Below are 22834 nucleotides of genomic sequence, written 5' to 3' on the forward strand. Positions count from 1 at the left end.
ATTGATGTAGAGTTCACAATAAGAATTCAATAACGCGATCGTATAGAAAAATCTTCTGCGTCCCTAGTCAAATGAGGGCTGTAATAGGGATCGTTTTCAATCTCAGGTTTCCAGCGTTCCAGTAGCAACGCTTTTTCTTTATCGAAACGTTTTATTCTTTCAGGGTTCTCTGCATCATTACCGCGCGTTTTTGATTCATAATGATAAAGCTGTGCATGCGCACAATACACATTATAAAAACCTATGCTTTTAACTTTCAAACAAAAATCAACATCATTGTAGGCAACTTGATAGCTTTCATCTAACCCACCGACCACTAAGTAAGTTTCTTTACGAATGGCTAAACATGCTCCAGTTACTCCTGATACAACTTGATTAAGGTGCAGACGGTTGTAATAACCACCCGAGTCATTAGGAATACAACGATGAGAATGTGCAGCATACCCACCTAAACCCATAACGATGCCAGCATGTTGAATCGTTTGATCGGGGTAAAGTAACTTTGCCCCTACACAACCAACATTTGCTTGCATGGCTAATCCAACAAGTTCTTTAAGCCAAGCACTATTAATCACCTCGGTATCATTGTTTAATAAAACAATAACCTCGCCCGATGCCAACTCAACTGCCCTGTTATTTATTTCTGAATAGTTAAAGGCTTTATCGTGTTTAATTACCGATATATTTTCATGTCGGTTAAGTTGAGCTAAATAGGCTAAAGCATCCGCTTGTTTAGATTGATTATCCATTATAATAATTTCTAACTCAGCATAATCTGTTTTAGCCAACAAGCTCGAAACGCATGTTTCCAATACACTTTTATGATCTCGGGTTGGTATAATGATTGAAACTTTAGGCCAATTTTTAGGGATGTATTGCACATGATAGAAATTATCTAAATTTCCTTCATTTATTTTTGCATCAATTTCACTGCGCTCAAAGTGCTCAATCAAAGCATGTTGACCCGCTTTAACGGTATAAGGCTTATCACCCGTGTTTGCTGCAGTAGAGCCTTCATGTATACGCCAGTGGTATAATATTTTTGCAATGTGGGCAATTTGATTTGGCTTTAAAATTTCAGAAGCTCTTAATGCTAAATCATAATCTTGCGCACCTTCAAAACCAACGCGACATCCACCTAGCTGTTGCAAAAAATCGCGTTTATAAATAGACAAGTGAGTGATGTAATTATGTGCATGCAACAAATAAGGATTCCAAGCAGATTTAAAATGAGGTGCAACTCGTTTACCATTTTTATTGATAAAGTCTTCATCACTATAGATCCATTCAAGCTCCGGTTGTTCAAGCAATAAACAAGCGACTTCGTTGAGTGCCTGTGGTGCGAGTCGATCGTCATGATCTAACAACACAATAAAATCACCACTCGATGCCTTTATTCCTACATTAGTAGAGGCACTAATATGTAAATTAGAGAAATTAGTAACAATCGTTATTTTATCTGAAATTAAACCCAATTGATCAAGGTAGTTATTAACGACAGGAAATGTCGATGCATCATTAACTAATACTAATTGCCAATTTTGATAGCTTTGTTGCTGCACGGACTCAACACAAGCTTTAAGAAACTTAATGGGAGGGTTATAAACGGGGACTACAATAGAGAAACAGTGACTTTGCTCTGAAAGCACTGGTTGCCATAATGTGGGTTCAATATTTTTAATCCAGCGCTTATAGGGATGATTAAAATAGGGCGATAAAAATCGATATAAAAAAAGGTAACTTTTAAGTACGTAGGGCAATGTTTTTAAATAATCTTTTAAACGTGGAGGCAAAAATTTAATTAGCATTTTGTGCCAACTTATTTTTATGGTTTAATTCTTGGAGCGTTAGCCATGCATTGAGTTCAGGAAACATACTTTTACGCTGATACAAAACAATTTCAGTGCCTTGTAATTTAACTTCTAACTCATCGCATGGGGAAATACCAAAAAGCTTTAAGTCAAAATCAAAACCACAAGCACCTGTCGTATGAACCTGCGATTTTTGCAGGTGTTCACGTTTTATAGTTGCGGGTAGTTGCGCAAAATTTTCACCATTAATATACACCCCAATTTGAGCTGGTGTATCATAACAGCGAGAAACAGCCCAACCTCTTAATAACCCAGTCTGTAATAAACTTAAATTAATAGCCCCCTTCGGCTCAACAAACAATTGCCCAGGAAGTAACCATTGTTGAAGATGTGTTAGATTTAGTTCAATGCCAGAAACCGGCACCTCATCTCCCTCCGCCTTAACTTGAATATGATCACTGGGTTTAACATCACAATCAAGTAAGTTAATAGAAAAACCACAATGCCCAGTCGGGTGAATATTTCCTTTAAAGGCGGCATTAAACTCTGAGGCAGAAATGGTTTTCAATACCTTATCATTCACATAAACAGTAAGATTAACTTGCTTTTTATTATGCGCACGATAGGCCCAACCGGTTAACAGTCCAACCTGCAATTGTTTTTTATCAGCCCAACCAATAACGTTATCAATGCGACTAACTTTTAAATAGTTTGAGGGATTCGGAGTTATAAAATTAAGCGATTGCTGACACTGAGCTTCAGTAGGCTGTAAATCTGCAAACTCAATTAAAGCGTTAATAAATGATTGTTTATGTTTTACCGCTTTTTCTGAGGATACCAATAAAGCAGGATGAGATGATTTATTAAGAAAACGCAGTATTTTTTTATAATCATTAAAAGCGGCATCTAATCCGCCGATGACGCCTTGTTTCATCGATATTGTATTGCGGTTAGCGACCGATAATAAATCACGAAACACAAAAATAAAATGAGGATTACGTAATTTTTTAGCAATACGCGGTAAATTATTTAAAGTTGATGGGCGTTTCCATGCCCACACATTCTGTTTTTCATTATAATCGGTAATCACTTGCTCAAATTTTTCTTTAGATTTTTTTTCAAAGGCTAAACTTAAACGTGTATCCTCAAAAACCGGATCACAGGCATTACCCATCGGTACACCAAGGTGTTTTAAAGCCCCAGCAACGATAGACGTACCGCCTCGTGCAACTCCCACAACGACAATCGTTTTTTGAAACTCTTCGTTACCAGGATGAACAACAACCATCCCTTTATTTGTTAATGAATCTAATGACATAAAACTCTTAAAGTAATTGATGAATAACAACGACCGCTATAATTACCAAAAGCATGCCGAAAATATAGATTGTATAATATCAACAAAGCAGAGAAACAAGTAATCTCCAATTGATTTATAAGATTAATAAACCATCACATATATAATGAACTAAGTTTAAGTAAACAGCAGAAAACAATGATATACAGCTAATCACATTATTTAGCAGCTAATAATCTCTCATAATATTTCACTTTCTTCTGGATAAATGGACCTTGCGGTCTAAGTAATAGAGCCTTTTTCATTAACTTATAAGACTGTTCAACATCTATTTTTTCAAAAAAAACTGCAAAATCCCTCAAGAAATCAACTAATTCTTTACAGTAAGTTTGAGTCTCTCTATTTAATGCCCATGTTGCTACATCTCGGAAAATTTTAGAATTATCTATATCATCTAAATGTTTGACGCTTTGAAATTTGTTTGAAAAATCAAGCTCTATCAAGTCACCATCATGAATTAAGTGTTCATTTATCCAATTAAGGTCATCAATTGCATGTTTTCTGGTTTTCTCTAATAAATCTGTTTTATAGAAAACGGTAGTTGGCAACTCAGGCGAAAGCTCTATCAAAAAATCTGAAATTTCTGTAGAAAACACACCTTTATGTAATTGGTTCATTTCGATTAAAACTTCCGTTTCACCAAATATTAAACTGCGATTAACTCTTCTGTTCTTAACAATAAATTTGTCAACATTTAATTCTAAAACACTTGCGAATGAGCGATAAATATCTTTTTTGAAAGAGTCATAGTTTAAAACTTTTAAGTCAGATCCAAAGACACGGAAATAATTTTCTAGAAAGGTTCGCTGAGGTTTATAACCCATTCCCTCTTTTTCACCAAAACGGAAAGTAAAGCCATGCCTTTTAACACCTTGCAAGTAATTAGAATAGAGTAATTCGTATACACTCCTGACATATGCAATAATATTTACTTCTATATTTTTATCATCACAAATACTTTTAATTTTTTTAATTGCTATTGGCGATATGTTTTGTAATGTTTCACTGCTAATAATAGCTTTAAAGTTATTGCCGAAATATACATTTAAAATTAGTCTTTCAACTTCCTCCCAATTTTCACTATTACAAGCATGAAATAACTGAACACCATTACCTGCAGTTATTTTTCCTTCTTTAGCAGAAGGACTTAAATCTGCATAATCTCCCCCTTGTCGTTTAAGCTCTTCAGAGTTTAAAGATAACCAAGACTGGATAGCTGATGAGCCTGTTTTACTCAGACCAATATGTATATATAATTTTTTCATTAGATTAGTTACCCACCGAGAAATCTTCTCTTGTTAAACTTAAATTTGGGCTATAACAAGGATCAGATTTTTTATCTGTATGCCATGTATCTTTCATATAATCTATCTCTTTATTAAACCGCGCTACTTTTTCAGGGTTATCTTCCGCACCACGACTGATTGACTCATAATGATATAACTCTGCATAAGGCGTCCAGAGGTTACGATACCCTGCAGCTTGTACTTTCAAACAAAAATCAACGTCATTAAATGCAACTTTTAAGTCTTCTTCATTCAGACCATTTACTTCATTAAAGACTGATTTACGCACTAGCAAACAGGCAGCTGTTACCGCAGACAAGTTTTGCACTAATTTAAGGCGGTAAAAGTATCCAGGATGGTCTCGTGGGAAGTACTTATGAGAATGACCAGCTACACCACCTAAACCATAAATGACGCCTGCATGCTGAATAGTATCATTGTCAAAATACAACATAGCCCCAACACAACCCACATCTTCACGTTGAGCATGAGACACCATCTCTGTCAGCCATTCGGGTGTTATTACTTCAACATCATTATTAACCAAGCCAATAATTTCGCCTTTCGCTTGTTTAGCGGCAAAGTTATTAATAGCAGAATAGTTAAACGGATAAGGGTAACGCAGGACGGTTATTTTTTCATGCTGATCAAGTTCTTCAAAGTAGTCTAAAGCAATAGGGTCATTAGAGTTATTATCAATTAATAAAATTTCATAATTTTGATAAGTTGTTTTTTCTAGAATCGAGTCAATTGCTTGCTTTGTAATATCATAGCCATTGTAAGTCGGGATAATAAGCGACACTAAAGGCTCTTCAGCAATTTGCCAATTAACCTTATACATATTTGCACCAGCGCCCTTTTCGACCGTCACCTCTTTATTTAAGGCTTTAAAATGGTCTTGTAAGGCTTTAATGCCTGCATCTGTTGTGTAAGTTTTTTCTTCAGAAGCGAGTGCGGTAGATCCTTCGACCATACGCCAATGGTAAAGTACTTTAGGAATATGAACGATATTGGCTTGGTCGATTTCACGAGAGTAACGCAATAATAAATCAAAATCTTGACTGCCTTCGTATCCTTTACGGAAACCACCAATTTTATTAACGATATCTGTTTTATAAACACCAAGGTGAGACACATAGTTTTGGCTGTATAAAAGATCTAAATTCCAGTCGGCTTTAAAGTGAGGTCCACTACGAACACCGTCTTCATCTATTTTATCTTCATCACTGTAAATCAATTCTGTTTTAGGCTGCTGGTTAAGTGCTTCAACCACATGGTACAGAGCATGAACATGTAACTCATCGTCATGGTCTAACAATGCAGACCATTCACCTGTTGCCACTTCTAAAGCACTGTTACTTGCTTCTGAGATATGACCATTTTTTTCACGGAAAACCACTTTAATACGTTTATCTTTTGCCGTGTACTCTTCTAACACTTCACGAACATCTTTATTTGGCGACTTATCATCTGCTAAGCAAAGTTCCCAATTATTGTAAGATTGCTTGATAACCGATTCAATACATTCTATCAACAACTGCTTTTCAGGATTATATACAGGCACAATAATAGAAATAAGCGGTTTATGCTCAAAGGCTTTAATATTTTGAAGCGCTAAAGAAGCCGTCACTACTTCATGGTTATTAATCCATTCTTGATAAGATTGAGAGCTAGCTGAATTAGATTCACTTCTAAAGTCACAGTAAGCGCGATTTTCAGCACACCCATGATTCACAAAATGTAATAACAGGTTTGCTTCCCACCCTGCTAAATCAGGGTTTTGGGCGACATAAGCAGAAGGAGAAAAATAAGGGTTAGGTTTACGCCCTTCGGCTTCACCGTGAAGAACATAATGCAATAAAGGGTTAACATTCGATGCTTTAACATCTGCATTTTCATATAAGTAATAAGCGGTAGAAAAATGAGGATGAGGGTTATAAAACTTGTTAGCACCTTCAACAATATAATGATCTAAAGCACTTTTATAGGGAGCGCATTGGCCATAGGTAGTTGTGTAATACTCTTCATTAAATAAACCAGATTCATTAATAATATTCAATTGCTCTTGGTCAGCGTTTGTTGGTTTTTGAGCAAGCCCTAAAAAATTCTTTAATTTTGATTTCATCAAGATAAATACCGTTTAGAAGATAAGTTGAGCCCATTAAGATTGTTTTATTTCAAACAAATAAGATGAATAGTGTAATAAAAAGTCACAAAAATAGCATCATTTATATATCTGTAAGCCACTAGTTTTTTTGTCATTTAACATTCAGACCAAAGGAATAAGTATTCGTTCGAGTAAATTATAATACTATAACTTATTTGGCTGCAGATCTTTTAAATCTGAAAAAATACAAAGATTTAGGTAATCAAGAGAAAAATCATTGACTACTGACAGTTACCTTTTAATTTAACTTGTTTTGATACTCAGCTACTTTTTGCTTAATGAAAGGGCCATTAGGTCGTGCTTGATGCGCTAACGTCATTAAAGAGAGCGCTTTTTTAAGATCTGTTTTTTCTATTTTAAGCGCTTCATCTCGAATAAAATCAACGTCAGCATTGTTTTTTAAATCATTCAGCTGCACGCTATTAATATCAAGACGAGGTTTAGTTTTAATATTAAGAAATGAAAAAAGGTGTGATGAAATATTATCTAAGCGATCACTGTCGAGGCGAGAGAGGTAACCATGTGTTGCCTCAACTAATTCGCCCTCACCGATGAGTTCAATATCACCTTGTTGTAGGGCATTAATAATGACATCTTTATTACCGAGTTGCATCGCCGTATTAAACTTTGTTTTTATTTCAAGGGTCGTCTTACGCTTTTTAGTGGGGATAAAAGCAATACCATCATAAGTCACAAACCAACTACGTTTAAGGTCATTGACGTTAAGCTTTATTATCTGATCCTGAAGTGCACTAAGATTCTCTTTAGCCAGCGCATAATTCAATGCTTTGCATAACGCTTTATTTTGTAGTGTTTTAGGGATAATTCTCAGCGTTGTCGCAATCAGTGTTTTTTTCATTTTAAATAGCCTAGTGTCGCTTAACGAACAATAACAACAAGCCTTTTAAAGCCGTTCATCAGATTGATTAATATTAAGTGGATAGCATTAAAAAATAATACGCTATATAAAGAATCTTAGATTAAAACAGCATATCGTTGGCATTGCATTTACTTTTATAGAGTGAAATATCTTCAGCATATAAACACTTAACTATTTCAACAAGCTCTGGTGTATATAAAGACTGATGGCTCGGGCACTGTGCTTGACGCTTCAATAAAGCAATATCAAAGGCTGCAGCCTGACTATAATCGACATCATCAAGTAACTGATACTTATCTGTCCCATGCTCAGTTAATGAACGGGCATCCACAACAGTAAAATCTATTTTATTTTTTAATGTATTGATTACTTCGTCAAAATGTTCCAGTGCAAAATAATCATCATATTCATCAAACAATAAAAAAGCACTCTGTGGCTTCCAATGTATATTAGCCCCTTTCATTGGTGGTACAGCAAGCGACTTAACAAATTGTTCAAAGGTTAGCTCATCAAGATTAACCTCACGTTTCAATAAGTCTCGGTATTGCCAAGCATCCGGCTCTTTAGCGATAAATTTATCTAAAAATACACTCGCTAACCGTCTAAAGGGGCAACGTAAAATAACAAACTTATACTGTGCAGTAGCCGCATCTCTTAATGTCGGTTTAAATGTTTGGTTATTTTGGTGTATCCAATTTCCCTGTTCAATATTCGTAATACAACCATTAGCAATCGCAACTGATAAACGCAGTGTAGAACAGCCATTTTTAGGGATAAAACTGTAAATAGCGTTACTATTAAAGATCTGCATTGCATAATTCATACAAAACTGATGTTGCCCGTTTTGGTTTAAATTATTAAAAGAGTTTGCACTAAAATTAAACATATTATTAAATAGCCCGTTATTTAAATTAAAAGCTTCTCATGGGATCACCCATTATCCCACTCATGTTATCCCACTCATGGGGTCTGTTATCCCACTCATGGGGTCAAGTCTTGTATTTTGCAATAATACGACTAATTTGAGAGTAATGTAAGCCAAAATAATCACCAATCTGCTTTTGCGTATAGCCACCAGAGCGATATGCATTAAGTATTGCTTGGTGCTTATCTATTGCATTAGATTCGTATTCTTTTAGTGTCAGAGGTGTTGCACTTCGCTGTTTAAAAGGAATTTCAAGTAAATCTCCTTCTCGTTCACTTTGCATTTCTTGATGCTTTGCAACAAAATCATCATCACCTAGGAATATTTGATGCTGTAAATCATTCCATACTGACTTACCCACACCATCTTTAACAAAAACAATATAGGCTCGAATAGCATCTCGCCGATTATTGGCAAATAACTTCAGTAAAGCATCTGTCGATAACCATTCTGGCGAATCAGCATTCCCAAGCATGCAATGCCAACTAGACCACAACCACTCATCGGGAGAATTAACCATTTTAGCTCTAACTGGATTTAAAACAATGTATCGGCATAATTCGAGCAGGTAGACATCTTTATCAACTAAAATGGCCTTGTACCTACCTTGAAATAAATGCCCTACACGGCCATGTCTACGGTTCATTGATTGGGTGAAAACACCATTTAGGTGGCGCATCCCTTTACTAAGGTTTGCATCGGGCGTTTCGACCAAAAGATGATAATGATTGCTCATTAAACAATAGGCATGAACAACCCAATTATAGCGATCACAGACATCGGCTAAAATCGCTAAAAACAATTCAAAATCATCATCTTGAAGATAAATGATATTCCGACCATTGCCCCGTGAAGTGACATGGTAAAGCGCACCAGCAAACTCTAAGCGTAACGGTCGACTCATAAAGCACCTTAACAAGTTAAACAATATGCAATAAGGTTAGCCTAAAAATCGATAAAAGAACTAATCATGCAAAAATCAAGACTTGACCCCGATGACCACGCGATGACCACGTAAAACTAACCCACCTACTTTAGTAGGTGGTTGTTGAGTTAGAAATTAAATATTATTTAAAAAGTTTTTTTTATTAACAATCATACGTTTAAGAAATTTTATATCTAATCCACTATACGTTTTATAATCTAGAGATACTTGTTCATCTAATTCAATGATGGTTTTATCTTTGATGATTTCTATTTGGGAAAATTTCAAACCTAATATAGCCGATATTTTTGGGTTTACAGGTAAAATAATATGGTTTAAAAGATCCGTATCATTACAAATAACTTTGTCATCTATATCGCAAAGTTTTAAGATCTGCTCTGCAATATACTTAACGGTCTCTCCAGTGGGATGATTAAATGTATAAAATAATCTTTTGGACTGAAAGTTTTCAATTATAAATGCGGATAATTTTACATCTAATTTATTTTCAATTTCACGCCTATGTAAATTCTGAATAGAAGAAAAATGCTGGTTCTCAATTTGTTGTGAAGTTAACCCAGTAAGGTTATTAATAATCTCTACTGCTCCGGATTCGCTTACTCCTTTTAAGAAACAGTCTATTAATTGATAGTTATGGATTCCACCAATAGCACCAGTAACTCCATCGAGCGATTCATATGTTGGAAAATATCCAGAGTAATATGCAGAAGGAATATTTATTATTTTACAGCTTTCAGAAAGGGTTTTATTTATAACGCTATTTGTTAAATAAGGGAACCTTTTTACGTCGACAATTGGTTGCTGAATAACAAGGTCTAATGATTTTATTTTATCTAAATAAGTATCTTGAATATTCGTAGGAATTGTATGTACAGGAGGCACCCTAATATACTCATAAGCACTTGAAAATTTTGGAGATAGCATCAAAAACTTCAATATGCTGTCTATTTGACAATTACCGATAATAGTAAATTTATTTTTAATCATATAGTAACCTTAAAGCCCCCTCTTTTAATATAACATTTTTTTCAATCTCATTAATTTGTACTTTATATTTTAAGCGTATATTCTCTCGTTCTTCTTCTGAGAAAAAACTCTTATCTTTAGTATTTTTATAAGATTTAATTATTTGTTGATACAAAGTAACTCTTTCACTATTATTAATTATTAACTTTTCATTTAGCACTCTTAATAACTCTATACAATGAACATCTGGGCTGATATTTTCATCATCAACTTCACTATTTTTTAAAGCATCAATACCTATTATTTTGCATACATCATCAATTAAACTATTTTGGTAAAAACTTCTTTTATCAAAGGCTCTTACAATCACATTTTGATTTCCGAAGACTTGAGCATACTTTAATATTACATTATATGCAGGATCTTGATTCCTTTTTAAGAAATCAGAAAATTTTGCTTGTGTAAAAGGAAAATTTTTTACAACTTGTGAATACCAAGACTCAATCCACTTATCTGCGCACCTCAAATAGGCTATGATTTTAATTTCTACATTGTTTGGTAATTGTTCTTTTAAATCTTTAATTTCTTCAATAGTTCGCAGCGAACAAAAACCTTCCGAACTTATTATATATTTATTAGATTTAGAATTTATTATATGCCTTGTTAGTGAGCCATATAATTGATTTTTTTCTTTATGGTATCTTTTTGTATCATTATTGATTGAAAAAGCTAACTTATGCTGAGCAATTCCTTCAGAAGCTAATAGACCTACATTTACATAATCAACGCCTAACCCCAAATTATATTCTCGGTTTATAGTTAAAAACCTTTGTATAGTAGATGAACCGGTTTTGGCGTCTCCAATATGAATATATATAGTTTTCATTATTTTTTATCCATTCTAACTAAAATAGAACCTACAATATCTAATAACTCCATTGTAGATAATTCAAGCTTTTCAAGATCTATATAAGATGAGTCGTTTATAGCCAAATCAAGCTGTTGACCCTTGCCTAAAAACCCTTGATTAAGTCGATTATTTTGGTTACTAAAAAAATCCAAAACTTCTTTACACAATGCCGGCTTTAATATCGAATGTTGAGTCGCTAATCTTCCTCGTCCATAAAGAATACTATCCCTTACAATTCCATCCGTTAGAGACAAATTAGGCTTATATTTATTTAAAACAAGTAAGGTTTTAATTTCCAATGGAGTAGGGCTAATATTAACAACATCGTTTGGAATTGAGAAATCGCTAATATCACAACCAAGAGTCTCAATAAAATCTATGGCTAATCCTTTTGGATGCTTTTTACATATATCAAAATTTCTTACAATTACATTCTCTTTACCCAGCACTTTTGCAATAGCTTCAGAAAAAGAATAATAATTTAAAAATCCAACATTTTTATAAGATTCTTGCACAAATTTCTCAGGATATTCAATACAATGGTGACGTTTAACACGTTGCATATAACCTGACATTAAAAATTGATCTTGTCGACGCACATAATAAAAATACTTTACGGTAACACCAATTTTTGAACATGCTTGCTTTAACAATTCAATTGAAGGGGTCGGTATATTAGTAAAAAACTCGGAAGAAACGATTCCTATGTCGGAATCACTGTTTTTAACCAATCGAAGTAATTCCTTCAAATGTTTTTTATCTGGATCATTCAAATATGCTTCGTGCTTTTCACCCAATAAACTTCTAGATAATAATGCGCCATTACCCGATGTAATTGCACCTTTTAACCCAGCGTCAAAATCCCCCATTTTGAAATAATCTAACGATAATTTTTTTAACGCATTATAATTTTTTGCAAACATGACTTGCAATGCAGATGAACCATTCTTAGGCATTCCTGCGTGTATTATTAGTTCTTTCATTTACTTATCCTATCACTTTATTAATCATTTCAATCCACAAAGGAAATACTTCTTTTTTCTGATATTTTTTTGCGGAAAACACGGCATTCTTTGACATAACAGTTCGTTTTTTTTCATTGCTAATTAGCAATCTTAAATTTTCGCTCAAAGCAGGCACGGAATCTACAAGTACTCCTGTCTTACTGCTAATAATTTCATTAGGGCCATTACATTCGGTAAAAGCAATCGAAGGAAGTCCATGTGCCATCGCTTCTACCAAAGCGATCCCAAATCCTTCAAATTCAGAAGGCATAACATTAATCGCAGCTTTATTTAAAATGGCGCTTATATCGTTTGTGAGGCCTTTTAAAACAATTAAGTCATTAAGCTCTAACTCTTCTATTTGAGTTTGTAACTCTTCACGTAGATGCCCTTCACCATATATTTCAACTCGCCACCCTGCTTCGATAAGGGGATCTTTAATTAGTGCAACTGCATCAATTAAGCGGTCAAAACGTTTTTGTTCCGCTAAACGACCGATGCCGACAATTAATTTTTCTCTTTGTGCATAGGGTGCTACATATTCAGGTAATTCAATACCATTAGGAATAGTGCTTACCTTACCTTGTAATTCAGCTGGTAACGAATCACTAAATTTATTAAGTAACAAATGTAAATATTCCACTTGTTCAAAGCATTTTAACCTTTCCGACCTTTTCCACCATAATTCTTCTATTTTCCAAGGGTCGTTATGTTCAGAAGCGATAACAGGTATACCTGTATGTTTAGCTGCTTCAACAATCGGTGTAAACAACCATTCTGACAACATAGGAATAAATACATCAATATCATCATCGAGTAATGATTTTCTTAGCTGCTTGATGCTACTTTCTTGTTGAGTTTCATCAAAAATCCCTTTCACGGCTACATTTTCATAGAGTGAATATACCGAAGTAGTTTTGTTACCCCAATTCCTTGCATAAATAGTCACCTTGTAACCTTGCTCAACAAAATAATTTGCTAAATCTGCGGCTAAACGCTCGATACCACCTTTAGAAAAAAGCATACCATGTACATATAAACCAATATGCTTCGCTGTCTGATTTTCTGTCGCAAGCGTTGTTAGTTTATTTTTATCATATAAGTCATTTAATGTTTTACTGTCGTGTTTATAGCTAAACCTTGCCCACTCCCCGTCAATCGCTTCAAATGTTCTTCTAATTAATTTTTTAGATAGATTAAAATTTTTGAATACAAACTCTGATATTTTATATCGTTCATTAAAGTATATTTCAGAGCCTTCTATTTTATTAACAACTGATGCGCTATGGCGTCTAAAATAGTTATGTGTTGAAACATCATAGGCTAACTTACCACCTCGTAAGCTCGCCAAATATATCAACCAGTCTCCGCACATTTTAAAAGAGCCAGCTTCTTCTAATATGCTTAAATCAACACTACTTTTTCTGATTAATAATCCACTTGCATTAACGAGAGTACATACGGCACCAAAGTTCTGATTAACTTCTTCAAAACCATCAATAATGAAACTACTTTTGTACTTATCTTGATAAGCACGGTCTAGATAAGGTTCTAATGCAAGAGGGTTTAAGGTACCTTTTTCATCCATGATAACCGTCTTACCAGAAGCAATATTAACCATCGGATCATCAAAATAGGGTAAAAGAGTCGAAATAAAGTTGTCATCGCAACTATCATCCCCTTCTGCTATCCATAATACATCTGATTTTGCTTTAATAAGCCCTTTTTTCCATTGCGCAAATGGCGAGCCTGTATTTTTAATATTTGTGGTCACTGATAGACGAAAATCATTTTCGTATTTTTTAGCCGTTACTATCGATTCATCTTTTGAACAATCATCTAATACAATCACCTCAATATCTTTAATATTTTGATTTAAAACTGATTGAATCCGTTCATCAATAAAATCTTCATGGTTATACATAGGTATAACAACACTAACACTTGGTTGATAAGTGGTGAACTCTTCTAACGCTTTATAAATATTTAAGCACTGTATTTCACTGGTGTAATTGCCTGTTACTCGCTCTCTAGCTACGTTACCCATTTTATTTAGCATATTTCGATCATTAGCTAACATTAAAATAGCTTCAGCACCTTTTTGAGCATCAATAAAGTCTAAACAAATTCCTGCATCATCTTTTATAAATGCAGTAATTCCTGTTGCTTCAGAAAAACAAATCGTTGGAATACAATGCTGAGCAGATTCCATAACAACCAAAGGAAATGGATCTTCACGAGAACACATGTAAAAGATATCTGCTACTGCAATTGCTTTATTCGCATCAGATCTTTCCCCTATAAAATGTATATAGTTAGCTTCTTCTTCAGTAATAGAGCTTTTTAATGTTTCAAGGTCAGGCCCTGGCCCAATCCAAACGAAGTGTATTTCAGGGCTTTCTTCATTTAAGACACGTCTAGCACTTTCTAAAAAGATATCCGGGCCTTTACGCCAATATACCGTACCGCATCCACCGACAACAATTGCATTTTCAGGAATAGAAAGCTCCGCTCTCATTGAAGATTTAAGCGAAGTTAAATTTGTTAACTCAGGGTCAACTATTCTAATAAAAGCAGGCACTGTTGTGATGTCAGACTCTAATAATTTATGTTTATCTACTAGTGTGGCAGTGGTTGCAGGAGAAGCAGATATAAAATGCTTGGAGTGCTTAACTAAACGTTTAAAGCTGCTCAAGTTTTCAGCTATGACTTTTTCCATTTCATGAATATGGGTAATGATATTATCAGAAAATTTTATTTTGTATTCATCGAGAATATCGAAGACTTTCCCACTGACCACAGTATTTAAGTAAGCAAACTCAAAGTCTTCTTTTAAAAATAGCTTCAATAATTCAGGGTCATCTACCGTATTTTCAGGCAACACAAGAACATCTGCATATTTGACATATTGATTAGCAACAGGGCCTGGGGAAAGCAATAAAACTTTTAGACGGCGATTAGTATGCTCATAAAACCATTTAATAATCTCTAGCAGTACGATTTCAGAACCAGCTTGAATACCATCATGCCCAACAAAAAGTAATGGTTTTATTGCATGGCTACGATTATTTACTTTGGTTTCTATCCCCTCTCGTCCTTCGTAAAAACCAAATCCAGAAAAGTGTTCAAATGCAGATAAACCTAAAATACGTATATCAGGGTTAATGGCATAATAAAATAAAGGATCAAAATATGAATTTGGTTTGCGCCCCTCTTTTTCACCAGCATTAAAGTAGTGCGCCAGAGGATCAATACCAGCTTCTCTTACATCATTATTATTTGTTAAATAATAGTGAGCATCAAAAATTAGTTTCGGGTTCTCTTCAGTGACCTCAGCAGGTTCCGTCACCACTTCAATACTTGGTGCTTCGTTTAACAATTTATTTTTCGCAAACGAACGACCTTCATAGATACCACAATGACAATAGTGTCCTAACAATGAGCGTTTTATGTCAGTCAAGTCTTCATTCAGTTCTAAGTACTCATGAGGAGCAAATAATGGATTAGGTTTACGCCCTTCACTTTCGCCGATTGTTACGTAATGATAAAGGCTGTTGGTTTTATTTTCTTTAACCTCGGGGTTTGATGCCAAGTAGAATTTGGTTGAGAAAAATGGTGACGGATCAAACAGTTGATCATGTCCGACAGCAATGTAATGCTGAATGGGGTTATCATATGGTGCAATATCATTAATAAAACATAGATAATAATCAACATCAAATATTTCAGACTTACCAATGACTTCAAACATATCTTGTGGTACTTCAATTTTTTCTAAAATAGTTTCCTGAACTTGTTCAACCTCTTGGAACTCCTGTTCTGCTTGAACTATTGTGGGTATTTCTTCCTTCATATCAGAAACATTTGATTTTTCCGTTAGAGGAATAACGTTAGATATTGAAGAAGTCCCATCTAAAATAGAAATACTATTTGATAAACCCATATCTATTTCTAAAGAATGATTGCTGAAGCGAATAAAATGCAAAAAAGGATGGTTTTTATTAGTATCAATAACATTACTTTCTAAATAATCAGCAAAATCAATATCCATTCTTGGGCTTCGCCCTTCAAACGCCCCCTTTGCAATAAAGTGATGATAAGGTGAAATACCGGCTTCTGCGACATCATTATTTGTAGCAAGGTAGTATTCCGTATCAAAATATGGATGTGCAGAAATACCTAATTCAGTTTCATTATTGTAGAAATAAGCAAGATAAGTACAATTAATACTGTCTGGTATTTGATTTTTTAAGTGTTCTAAATCAACAAAATCACAAGGTGCACGGCCTTCTTCTTCGCCATTTGTAATATAATGAACCAAAGGATTTATATCCGCTTCGACAACATCTCGATTATTCATAATATAGTATTGAGTGTTAAATAAGAAAGAAGGGGGCACCCCTTTCACGCAGCCCAAAAAATAATAATCTTCAACGAGATCATCAAGCTTATCCTCTGGATTATTATTTGCATAATAGATTTCATCAATAAGACCAGAAGCACCAATAATTTCTATATGAGTTTCATCTGTTACATTTTGAATCGTTTCTTTTATTTCTTTCATATGCGTTCGCTTTAATTTAGTGGTTTTCGTTGTAATATTTAATTTTGAGTCATCATCAGGATTATACTCTCCTATCGTATGAGTCATCTCAGTAACTCTTTCCACCAATCTTCATTACCCAAATACCACTCAACCGTCTTCCTAATCCCCGTCTCAAAAGACTCTACAGGTTTATAACCTAATTCATTATTAGTTTTAGTTGCGTCAATAGCATAGCGCCAGTCATGCCCAGCCCTGTCTTCTACAAAGGTAATTAACTCTTCAGTTTTGTTTGCTAAAGCAGCTTTAGCTAATGGATATGCCGTCGCTAGTTCTGGGTTGTTTTTAAACTGTTCATTTAACAATTTACACACTAATTTCACGATATCAATATTAGCCCATTCATTATGGCCACCAATATTGTAGTTTTCACCTAAACGACCTTTATTTAACACTAACTCGATACCACGAGCATGATCTTCTACGTATAACCAATCACGAATTTGTTGACCATCACCATAAACAGGCAATGGTTTATCAAATAAGATATTAGTAATAATCAATGGAATCAACTTTTCAGGGAAGTGATATGGGCCATAGTTATTAGAACAATTAGAGGTAGTTACTTCTAAGCCGTAAGTATGGTGATAAGCTCGCACTAGATGATCAGAGGCCGCTTTAGAAGCCGAATAAGGCGAGTTTGGTGCATACGCTGTTTCTTCAGTAAACGCGGGATCATTAGGGCCCAGTTCACCGTAAACTTCATCTGTTGATACATGATGGAAGCGATGTTTAAGCGGAGCTTGGCCATTCGCTTTGGGTTCATCTATCCAAACTTTTTTAGCCGCTTTTAATAAGCTATAGGTACCAATGATGTTAGTTTCGATAAATGCATCAGGGCCCGTAATAGAACGGTCAACATGAGACTCAGCCGCAAAATGCACTAACGTATCAATGCTATGTTCTTTAAGTAAGGTTTCTACTAATGCGGTATCGCAAATATCACCGTGAGCAAATACAAAGTTAGGATGATCTTCAACAGACGCTAAACTTTCGCGGTTACCGGCATAAGTTAATGCATCTAACACCACTACTTTATCTTGAGGGTTGTTCGCTAGCCAATATAAAACGTAGTTTGCACCAATAAAACCAGCACCGCCTGTTATTAATAAGTTTCGAGTTGTCATTTTTTTCCTTAATTTGGTTGTTGAATACTAGGTGCTAGATGACTAGATGCTAGATGCTAGATGACTAGATGCTAGATGCTAGATGACTAGATGCTAGATGACTAGATGCTAGATGACTAGATGCTAGATGACTAGATGCTAGGTGCTAGATGCTAGATGACTAGATGCTAGATGACTAGATGCTAGATGACTAGATGCTAGGTGCTAGATGACTAGTATTCATTTAAATATAATTATAATTTTTTCAATAAGGCACCGAGCATTTTTGATAGCTCAGTAGCTTCTTGTTGCCACTGTAAGCCTTTTTCACGGTCAATAAAGCCAACTTCAGTGCCTATATCCGCCTGAGTTTTAAATTCGCCCATTGACCCTTTTGCAATGCTAATAAAACGATGCCGTTCTTTAATGCTTTCTCTTTCACACCCTTCTGCAATATTACTAGGAACAGAAAGGGCGCTTCTTGTGATTTGATCTTTAAAACCATAATCACGGCAATTTATTAATGTTCGATAAACATCGATAGAGAGTGCTCGACTTCGTATCCAAACCGCTAAATTTTGATAAAGCATCACCCACTCTCCGCATAATTAATGTTAGTTTTAGATACTAGATGCTAGGTTCTAGAGACTAGGTTCTAGATGCTAGATGACTAGATGCTAGATTTCTCGCATCTCGTATCTCGTATCTCGTTTCTTATGCTTTCTTCAATTCATCCATCATTGCTGATAGCTGTTGTCGCCAATGAATGGTTTCTACGCCGCTTGCTTGTTCTGCGGTGCTTTTGTCAATCACACTGAAGCTTGGGCGTTGGGCTGGTGTTGGATAAGCACTTGCAGGTATTGGGCGTACTGGTATTGCTTTATCAAGCATGCCTTTTTCAATGGCTAACTCTTGAATCGCGACAGCAAAGTCATACCATGAACAAACACCTGCATCAGTCCAATGGAGCAGGGTAGTTTCAGAAACAAGGCCCAAGGGCGCTTCGCTTAAAGGTTCAAGGTTTTCCCTTTTTCCTTTTTCCTTGTGGCTTTTATCTACTAACGCCCAAATCATTTTCGCTAGGCCTTTTGCCCAAGTAGGTGTGCCAACTTGATCGTATACAATGCCTAATTGCTCTTTTTCTGCCATTAAACGTAGCATGGTTTTAACGAAGTTATTACCATTAACTGAATACACCCAAGCGGTACGGATGATGGTTGCTTGTGCGCCTAATATATCATTTACTTTAATATCACCCGCTAGCTTTGATGCACCGTAAACATTAATAGGATTAACTGAATCGTTTGTTTGATAAGGGGTTGTTTTAGTGCCGTCAAATACAAAATCGGTTGAGACATGAATTAACTTTGCTGATATTTTTTTACAAGCTAATGCAATATATTCACTGCCTAGGTCATTAACCGCATAGGCAGTTTCTGTATCGGTTTCAGCTTTATCTACTGCAGTATATGCAGCCGCATTTATGACGATATCTGGTTGAAATTGTTCAATAGTGTCGTTAACTTGCTGTTGATTAGTAATATCCAACTCTTGAGATGAACAACTTAGTATCTCAACCCTCTTAGGAGCACTATTTTCTAATTCCCAGGCTAACTGTCCGCCCTTCCCTGTAATTAATACTTTCATAACAACCTTACTCATTTAACTGTGTGCATTTAATGCCGGTGACGTTTACTTGTTAAAAGCGATATCAAAAGCGCAAGTCTACCTAATAAATGCGAACGAGTCACATTCCCTTTACAAAAATAAGATATTTTTTTGTGCATTGGTAGGTAATTCAGACGGCTTAGCGTATTGATTGTTGCATCTGCTGTCATTTTATTTTTTTGTTCAAAAGCTTTAAAAGCACTAGCTTGATTAATGATCCCTTGTTGGCTATCTTTAAACGCTTTTAAATGTTTGAAAAACTGAAAACATAAAGAGAGCTGGCCACGATGCTTGGCACCAATCACATTTGCATGATGTTGACGATACTGAATTAATGTTTGATCAATAAACACAATTTCACCACAACGGTGTGCCACTAACGCTAACCACCAATCGTGCATATACGCTTTTTCTGGTATTGGTAGGGCTTTATCAATTAACGCACGGTTAAATAACATTGTGCAGCCTGAAATGACGTTCTGTTGGCATAGTTGATTAAACTGTAGATGCCACTCTTTACTTATGTTCTTCAGTGTGAAGTAGCTGCTACAGATCTGTTGTAAGTTTTCATCTACGATTTGTTTATCACTAAAAATTAATAGCGGAGTTTGTGGAAGTGAAGTGCTTTCAGCTTGTTTTAAGTGTTTAATGGAAGTTTCTATTTTATGAGGTAACCAAATATCATCTTGATCACATAACATAATGTACTGTGCAGTGCTTTGACTTAACCCAAAAGCAAAGTTAGCTTTAGGCCCTTTACTTCCACTACTGTTTTTAATCCAAATTATTTTGCTATCTTGTGCTGATAATGTAGCAATGATAGTTTGTGTTCCATCCGTTGAACCATCGTCAGTGACAATGATCTTATTCACCCATTTATGATATCCGGCATTGTTTTGTATTGATTTAATCTGCTGCGCTAAAAAAGCTTCGCCATTGTAAGTCGCTAAGATTATATCAATCATTTTTTATAACGATTTTGATATTTAAGACTAGAGTTTGATGCTGACTCTTGCTTTTTACTGAATGAATACTTAAAAACACTTTGTACGTGCCAAAAGAAGTATTTACTTAAAAATTGCTTACTTGAACAACGTCTAAAGTGAACTGCTTTTACATCTTCAAAGTACTCAAGTGTAAAGCCAGCTTTATTCGCTCTAAAACTGAAGTCGATATCTTCACAATACATATAATAACGTTCATCTAGACCATTAAGCTGATTATAAATACCTGCTTTAACAATCATAAAAGCGCAGCTTGCCCAGTACTCTTTAGATGGTGGCAAGCCTTGTTGGCGATTAACCATAGTAGAGCGATCATTGAGTAAGTAGGTTTTTATGAAGCTAGAAAATTTAGGGTATAGACGGATATTATCGTCATGCACCATCTCTTCTCTATCAAGGTAGAGATTAGCAACACCTACATCTGTTGTGCCTTTTTTTAAATTTTCAATTAATTTTTGTATATTTGACTTGGTAATAAATACATCGGGATTTAATAGAATGAAGTAATCGTCTTCTTCCATGCCCAGTTCAAATTTACAGTGCATATAATTAGCATTATTATTAGCAGAAAAGCCTTGTTCATTAGCGTTTTCAATATAATGAGCACCATATTTATCACAATATTTTTTTAGCTTACCGACAGGAACATTATCTCTACACACAACGGTTATTTCATCGTATTTAGATAATGTTTTAATGGTGCTTAAATTGATAATCACATCATGATGACGATGAGATACTATTGAGATAAATATGTGCATTAGTTACAGCTTAGGTGCTTCAGAGAAGCTTAAACCGTTTTCGTCTTTTGCAGATAATAATGGTTTTTGGTCTGGGCTGATTGGCCATTCGATATTAATTTCAGGATCATCCCATTTAATTGATACTTCTGCGCTTGGGTTGTAGATATCTGTACATTTGTATACAAACTCTGCTTCATCCGTTGTTACATAAAAGCCGTGCGCAAAGCCTTCTGGCACCCAAAGTTGACGCTTGTTTTCAGCCGACAATAATACTCCAGCCCACTGACCAAAAGTAGGCGAGTCTTTGCGCATATCAACTGCCACATCAAACACTTCACCTTTTGTTACACGAACTAATTTACCCTGTGTGTTTTCTGTTTGGTAATGTAACCCGCGTAAAATACCGTGACTTGATTTACTGTGATTTTCTTGAACGAACTCACGCTCACCACAATTTTCGTTAAATAACGTTGTACGGAATGTTTCCATAAAAAAACCACGTTCGTCACCAAAAACCTGTGGTTCAATAATTTTCACATCAGGGATATTTGTTTCTATAAATTTCATAAATACACTCAGTTATAAATTAGATAATATTTTAAAAAAATCGTTGCTCATCGCAGCATAGTGCGATAGCTATCAAGCCTAGCTTGATATTCGGGCCGCTGAGCGAATTAGCCGTCAGGCTAGGGCAATGAGCGGAAGAGCTCTGCGATTCCTTTTTTTAGCCTGCTAGTATGCGAGTTATCGCATATTGTTATTCGCATTGCTGAGCAACGCGAACCAATACATAACGAAAACAACCCTAAAAACCAAAAGAACAAGGTCAAAATAAGCAGGCTGAAGCCAGCGCCCCAAAGTCAAAACATGTTTCGCAACTTGCTTATTGTTCGTCAATTACGTTATACAAAAACTAAAACCATCACTCATCGCGACACAGTGCGATAGCTATCAAGCCTAGCTTGATATTCGGGCCGCTGGGCGAATTAGCCGGCAGGCTAGGGCAATGAGCGGAAGAGCTCTGCGATTCCTTTTTTTAGCCTGCAAGTATGCGAGTTATCACATATTGTTATTCGCATTGCTGAGCAACGCGAACCTATACATAACGAAAAAACCTAAAAACCAAAAGAACAAGGTCAAAATAAGCAGGCTAAAGCATGCGCCCCTTAAAGATGTTTCGCAACTTGCGATATTGTTCGTCAATTACGTTATACAAAAACTAAAACCATCACTCATCGCAGCATAGTGCGATAGCTATCAAGCCTAGCTTGATATTCGGGGCGCTGAGCGAATTAGCCGTCAGGCTAGGGCAATGAGCGGAAGAGCTCTGCGATTCCTTTTTTTAGCCTGCCAGTATGCGAGTTATCGCATATTGTTATTCGCATTGCTGAGCAACGCGAACCTATACATAACGAAAAAACCTAAAAACCAAAAGAACAAGGTCAAAATAAGCAGGCT

17 protein-coding genes are annotated in these 22834 nt (G+C 35.4%); all 17 read right to left on the bottom strand.

All coding sequences use genetic code 11. From position 1 onward, the window contains the following. Positions 1–26 precede the first annotated feature (26 nt). Positions 27–1808, bottom strand: a complete 1782-nt coding sequence (locus GQR44_RS14145) for a glycosyltransferase family 2 protein (RefSeq protein WP_166372398.1) — start codon at positions 1806–1808, stop codon at positions 27–29. Then, positions 1798–3129, bottom strand: a complete 1332-nt coding sequence (locus GQR44_RS14150) for a hypothetical protein (protein WP_166372399.1) — start codon at positions 3127–3129, stop codon at positions 1798–1800. Before GQR44_RS14150 ends, GQR44_RS14145 begins: the two co-directional genes overlap by 11 nt. A 197-nt stretch (positions 3130–3326) precedes the next feature. After that, positions 3327–4433, bottom strand: coding sequence for a hypothetical protein (locus GQR44_RS14155; protein WP_166372400.1), 1107 nt, complete (start codon positions 4431–4433; stop codon positions 3327–3329). A gap of 4 nt (positions 4434–4437) precedes the next feature. After that, a complete protein-coding gene (locus tag GQR44_RS14160) occupies positions 4438–6579 on the bottom strand; it encodes a glycosyltransferase family 2 protein (RefSeq protein WP_166372401.1) in 2142 nt (713 codons plus the stop codon). A 280-nt stretch (positions 6580–6859) separates the two neighbouring features. After that, entirely contained in the window at positions 6860–7480 is a 621-nt protein-coding gene (locus GQR44_RS14165) for a hypothetical protein (protein ID WP_166372402.1), read from the bottom strand. Between the two features lie 121 nt (positions 7481–7601). Next, complete coding sequence (locus GQR44_RS14170; RefSeq protein WP_205963084.1) at positions 7602–8312, bottom strand: sulfotransferase family 2 domain-containing protein; 711 nt, start codon at positions 8310–8312, stop codon at positions 7602–7604. Positions 8313–8490: 178 nt separating this feature from the next. Beyond that, positions 8491–9330 carry a transposase gene (locus tag GQR44_RS14175; protein WP_166372404.1) on the bottom strand — a complete coding sequence of 280 codons (840 nt, stop codon included), beginning with the start codon at positions 9328–9330 and terminating at the stop codon, positions 8491–8493. Between the two features lie 156 nt (positions 9331–9486). Then, the gene (locus tag GQR44_RS14180; RefSeq protein WP_166372405.1) at positions 9487–10359 is read right to left on the bottom strand and encodes a WcbI family polysaccharide biosynthesis putative acetyltransferase; all 873 of its coding nucleotides are present in this window, start codon (positions 10357–10359) and stop codon (positions 9487–9489) included. Then, on the bottom strand, positions 10352–11224 hold the full coding sequence (locus GQR44_RS14185) for a hypothetical protein (protein ID WP_166372406.1): 873 nt from the start codon (positions 11222–11224) through the stop codon (positions 10352–10354). Before GQR44_RS14185 ends, GQR44_RS14180 begins: the two co-directional genes overlap by 8 nt. Beyond that, positions 11224–12231, bottom strand: a complete 1008-nt coding sequence (locus GQR44_RS14190) for a hypothetical protein (protein ID WP_166372407.1) — start codon at positions 12229–12231, stop codon at positions 11224–11226. The genes GQR44_RS14185 and GQR44_RS14190 overlap by 1 nt, the downstream gene beginning before the upstream one ends. Before the next feature lie 4 nt (positions 12232–12235). After that, positions 12236–16903: a glycosyltransferase gene (locus GQR44_RS14195; RefSeq protein WP_166372408.1), complete on the bottom strand. Its 4668-nt coding sequence runs from the start codon at positions 16901–16903 to the stop codon at positions 12236–12238. Continuing rightward, on the bottom strand, positions 16900–17982 hold the full coding sequence (gene rfbB, locus GQR44_RS14200) for a dTDP-glucose 4,6-dehydratase (RefSeq protein WP_166372409.1): 1083 nt from the start codon (positions 17980–17982) through the stop codon (positions 16900–16902). The genes GQR44_RS14195 and rfbB overlap by 4 nt, the downstream gene beginning before the upstream one ends. A gap of 233 nt (positions 17983–18215) precedes the next feature. Continuing rightward, on the bottom strand, positions 18216–18551 hold the full coding sequence (locus tag GQR44_RS14205) for a four helix bundle protein (protein ID WP_166372410.1): 336 nt from the start codon (positions 18549–18551) through the stop codon (positions 18216–18218). Between the two features lie 124 nt (positions 18552–18675). Further along, the gene (gene rfbD / locus GQR44_RS14210; RefSeq protein ID WP_166372411.1) at positions 18676–19608 is read right to left on the bottom strand and encodes a dTDP-4-dehydrorhamnose reductase; all 933 of its coding nucleotides are present in this window, start codon (positions 19606–19608) and stop codon (positions 18676–18678) included. Between the two features lie 29 nt (positions 19609–19637). Further along, the gene (locus GQR44_RS14215; protein ID WP_166372412.1) at positions 19638–20594 is read right to left on the bottom strand and encodes a glycosyltransferase family 2 protein; all 957 of its coding nucleotides are present in this window, start codon (positions 20592–20594) and stop codon (positions 19638–19640) included. Further along, positions 20591–21394, bottom strand: coding sequence for a glycosyltransferase (locus GQR44_RS14220; RefSeq protein WP_166372413.1), 804 nt, complete (start codon positions 21392–21394; stop codon positions 20591–20593). The genes GQR44_RS14215 and GQR44_RS14220 overlap by 4 nt, the downstream gene beginning before the upstream one ends. Positions 21395–21397: 3 nt before the next feature. After that, complete coding sequence (gene rfbC, locus GQR44_RS14225) at positions 21398–21943, bottom strand: dTDP-4-dehydrorhamnose 3,5-epimerase (protein ID WP_166372414.1); 546 nt, start codon at positions 21941–21943, stop codon at positions 21398–21400. Positions 21944–22834: the final 891 nt, after the last annotated feature.

The organism is Psychromonas sp. SA13A, from assembly GCF_011378715.1.
Taxonomy (GTDB): Bacteria; Pseudomonadota; Gammaproteobacteria; order Enterobacterales; family Psychromonadaceae; genus Psychromonas.

Coding starts and splice junctions, on each gene's coding strand:
- GQR44_RS14145 (WP_166372398.1), bottom strand. CDS start 1,808: ATGCTAATTAAATTTTTGCCTCCACGTTTAAAAGATTATTTAAAAACA.
- GQR44_RS14150 (WP_166372399.1), bottom strand. CDS start 3,129: ATGTCATTAGATTCATTAACAAATAAAGGGATGGTTGTTGTTCATCCT.
- GQR44_RS14155 (WP_166372400.1), bottom strand. CDS start 4,433: ATGAAAAAATTATATATACATATTGGTCTGAGTAAAACAGGCTCATCA.
- GQR44_RS14160 (WP_166372401.1), bottom strand. CDS start 6,579: ATGAAATCAAAATTAAAGAATTTTTTAGGGCTTGCTCAAAAACCAACA.
- GQR44_RS14165 (WP_166372402.1), bottom strand. CDS start 7,480: ATGAAAAAAACACTGATTGCGACAACGCTGAGAATTATCCCTAAAACA.
- GQR44_RS14170 (WP_205963084.1), bottom strand. CDS start 8,312: ATGCAGATCTTTAATAGTAACGCTATTTACAGTTTTATCCCTAAAAAT.
- GQR44_RS14175 (WP_166372404.1), bottom strand. CDS start 9,330: ATGAGTCGACCGTTACGCTTAGAGTTTGCTGGTGCGCTTTACCATGTC.
- GQR44_RS14180 (WP_166372405.1), bottom strand. CDS start 10,359: ATGATTAAAAATAAATTTACTATTATCGGTAATTGTCAAATAGACAGC.
- GQR44_RS14185 (WP_166372406.1), bottom strand. CDS start 11,224: ATGAAAACTATATATATTCATATTGGAGACGCCAAAACCGGTTCATCT.
- GQR44_RS14190 (WP_166372407.1), bottom strand. CDS start 12,231: ATGAAAGAACTAATAATACACGCAGGAATGCCTAAGAATGGTTCATCT.
- GQR44_RS14195 (WP_166372408.1), bottom strand. CDS start 16,903: ATGACTCATACGATAGGAGAGTATAATCCTGATGATGACTCAAAATTA.
- rfbB (WP_166372409.1), bottom strand. CDS start 17,982: ATGACAACTCGAAACTTATTAATAACAGGCGGTGCTGGTTTTATTGGT.
- GQR44_RS14205 (WP_166372410.1), bottom strand. CDS start 18,551: ATGCTTTATCAAAATTTAGCGGTTTGGATACGAAGTCGAGCACTCTCT.
- rfbD (WP_166372411.1), bottom strand. CDS start 19,608: ATGAAAGTATTAATTACAGGGAAGGGCGGACAGTTAGCCTGGGAATTA.
- GQR44_RS14215 (WP_166372412.1), bottom strand. CDS start 20,594: ATGATTGATATAATCTTAGCGACTTACAATGGCGAAGCTTTTTTAGCG.
- GQR44_RS14220 (WP_166372413.1), bottom strand. CDS start 21,394: ATGCACATATTTATCTCAATAGTATCTCATCGTCATCATGATGTGATT.
- rfbC (WP_166372414.1), bottom strand. CDS start 21,943: ATGAAATTTATAGAAACAAATATCCCTGATGTGAAAATTATTGAACCA.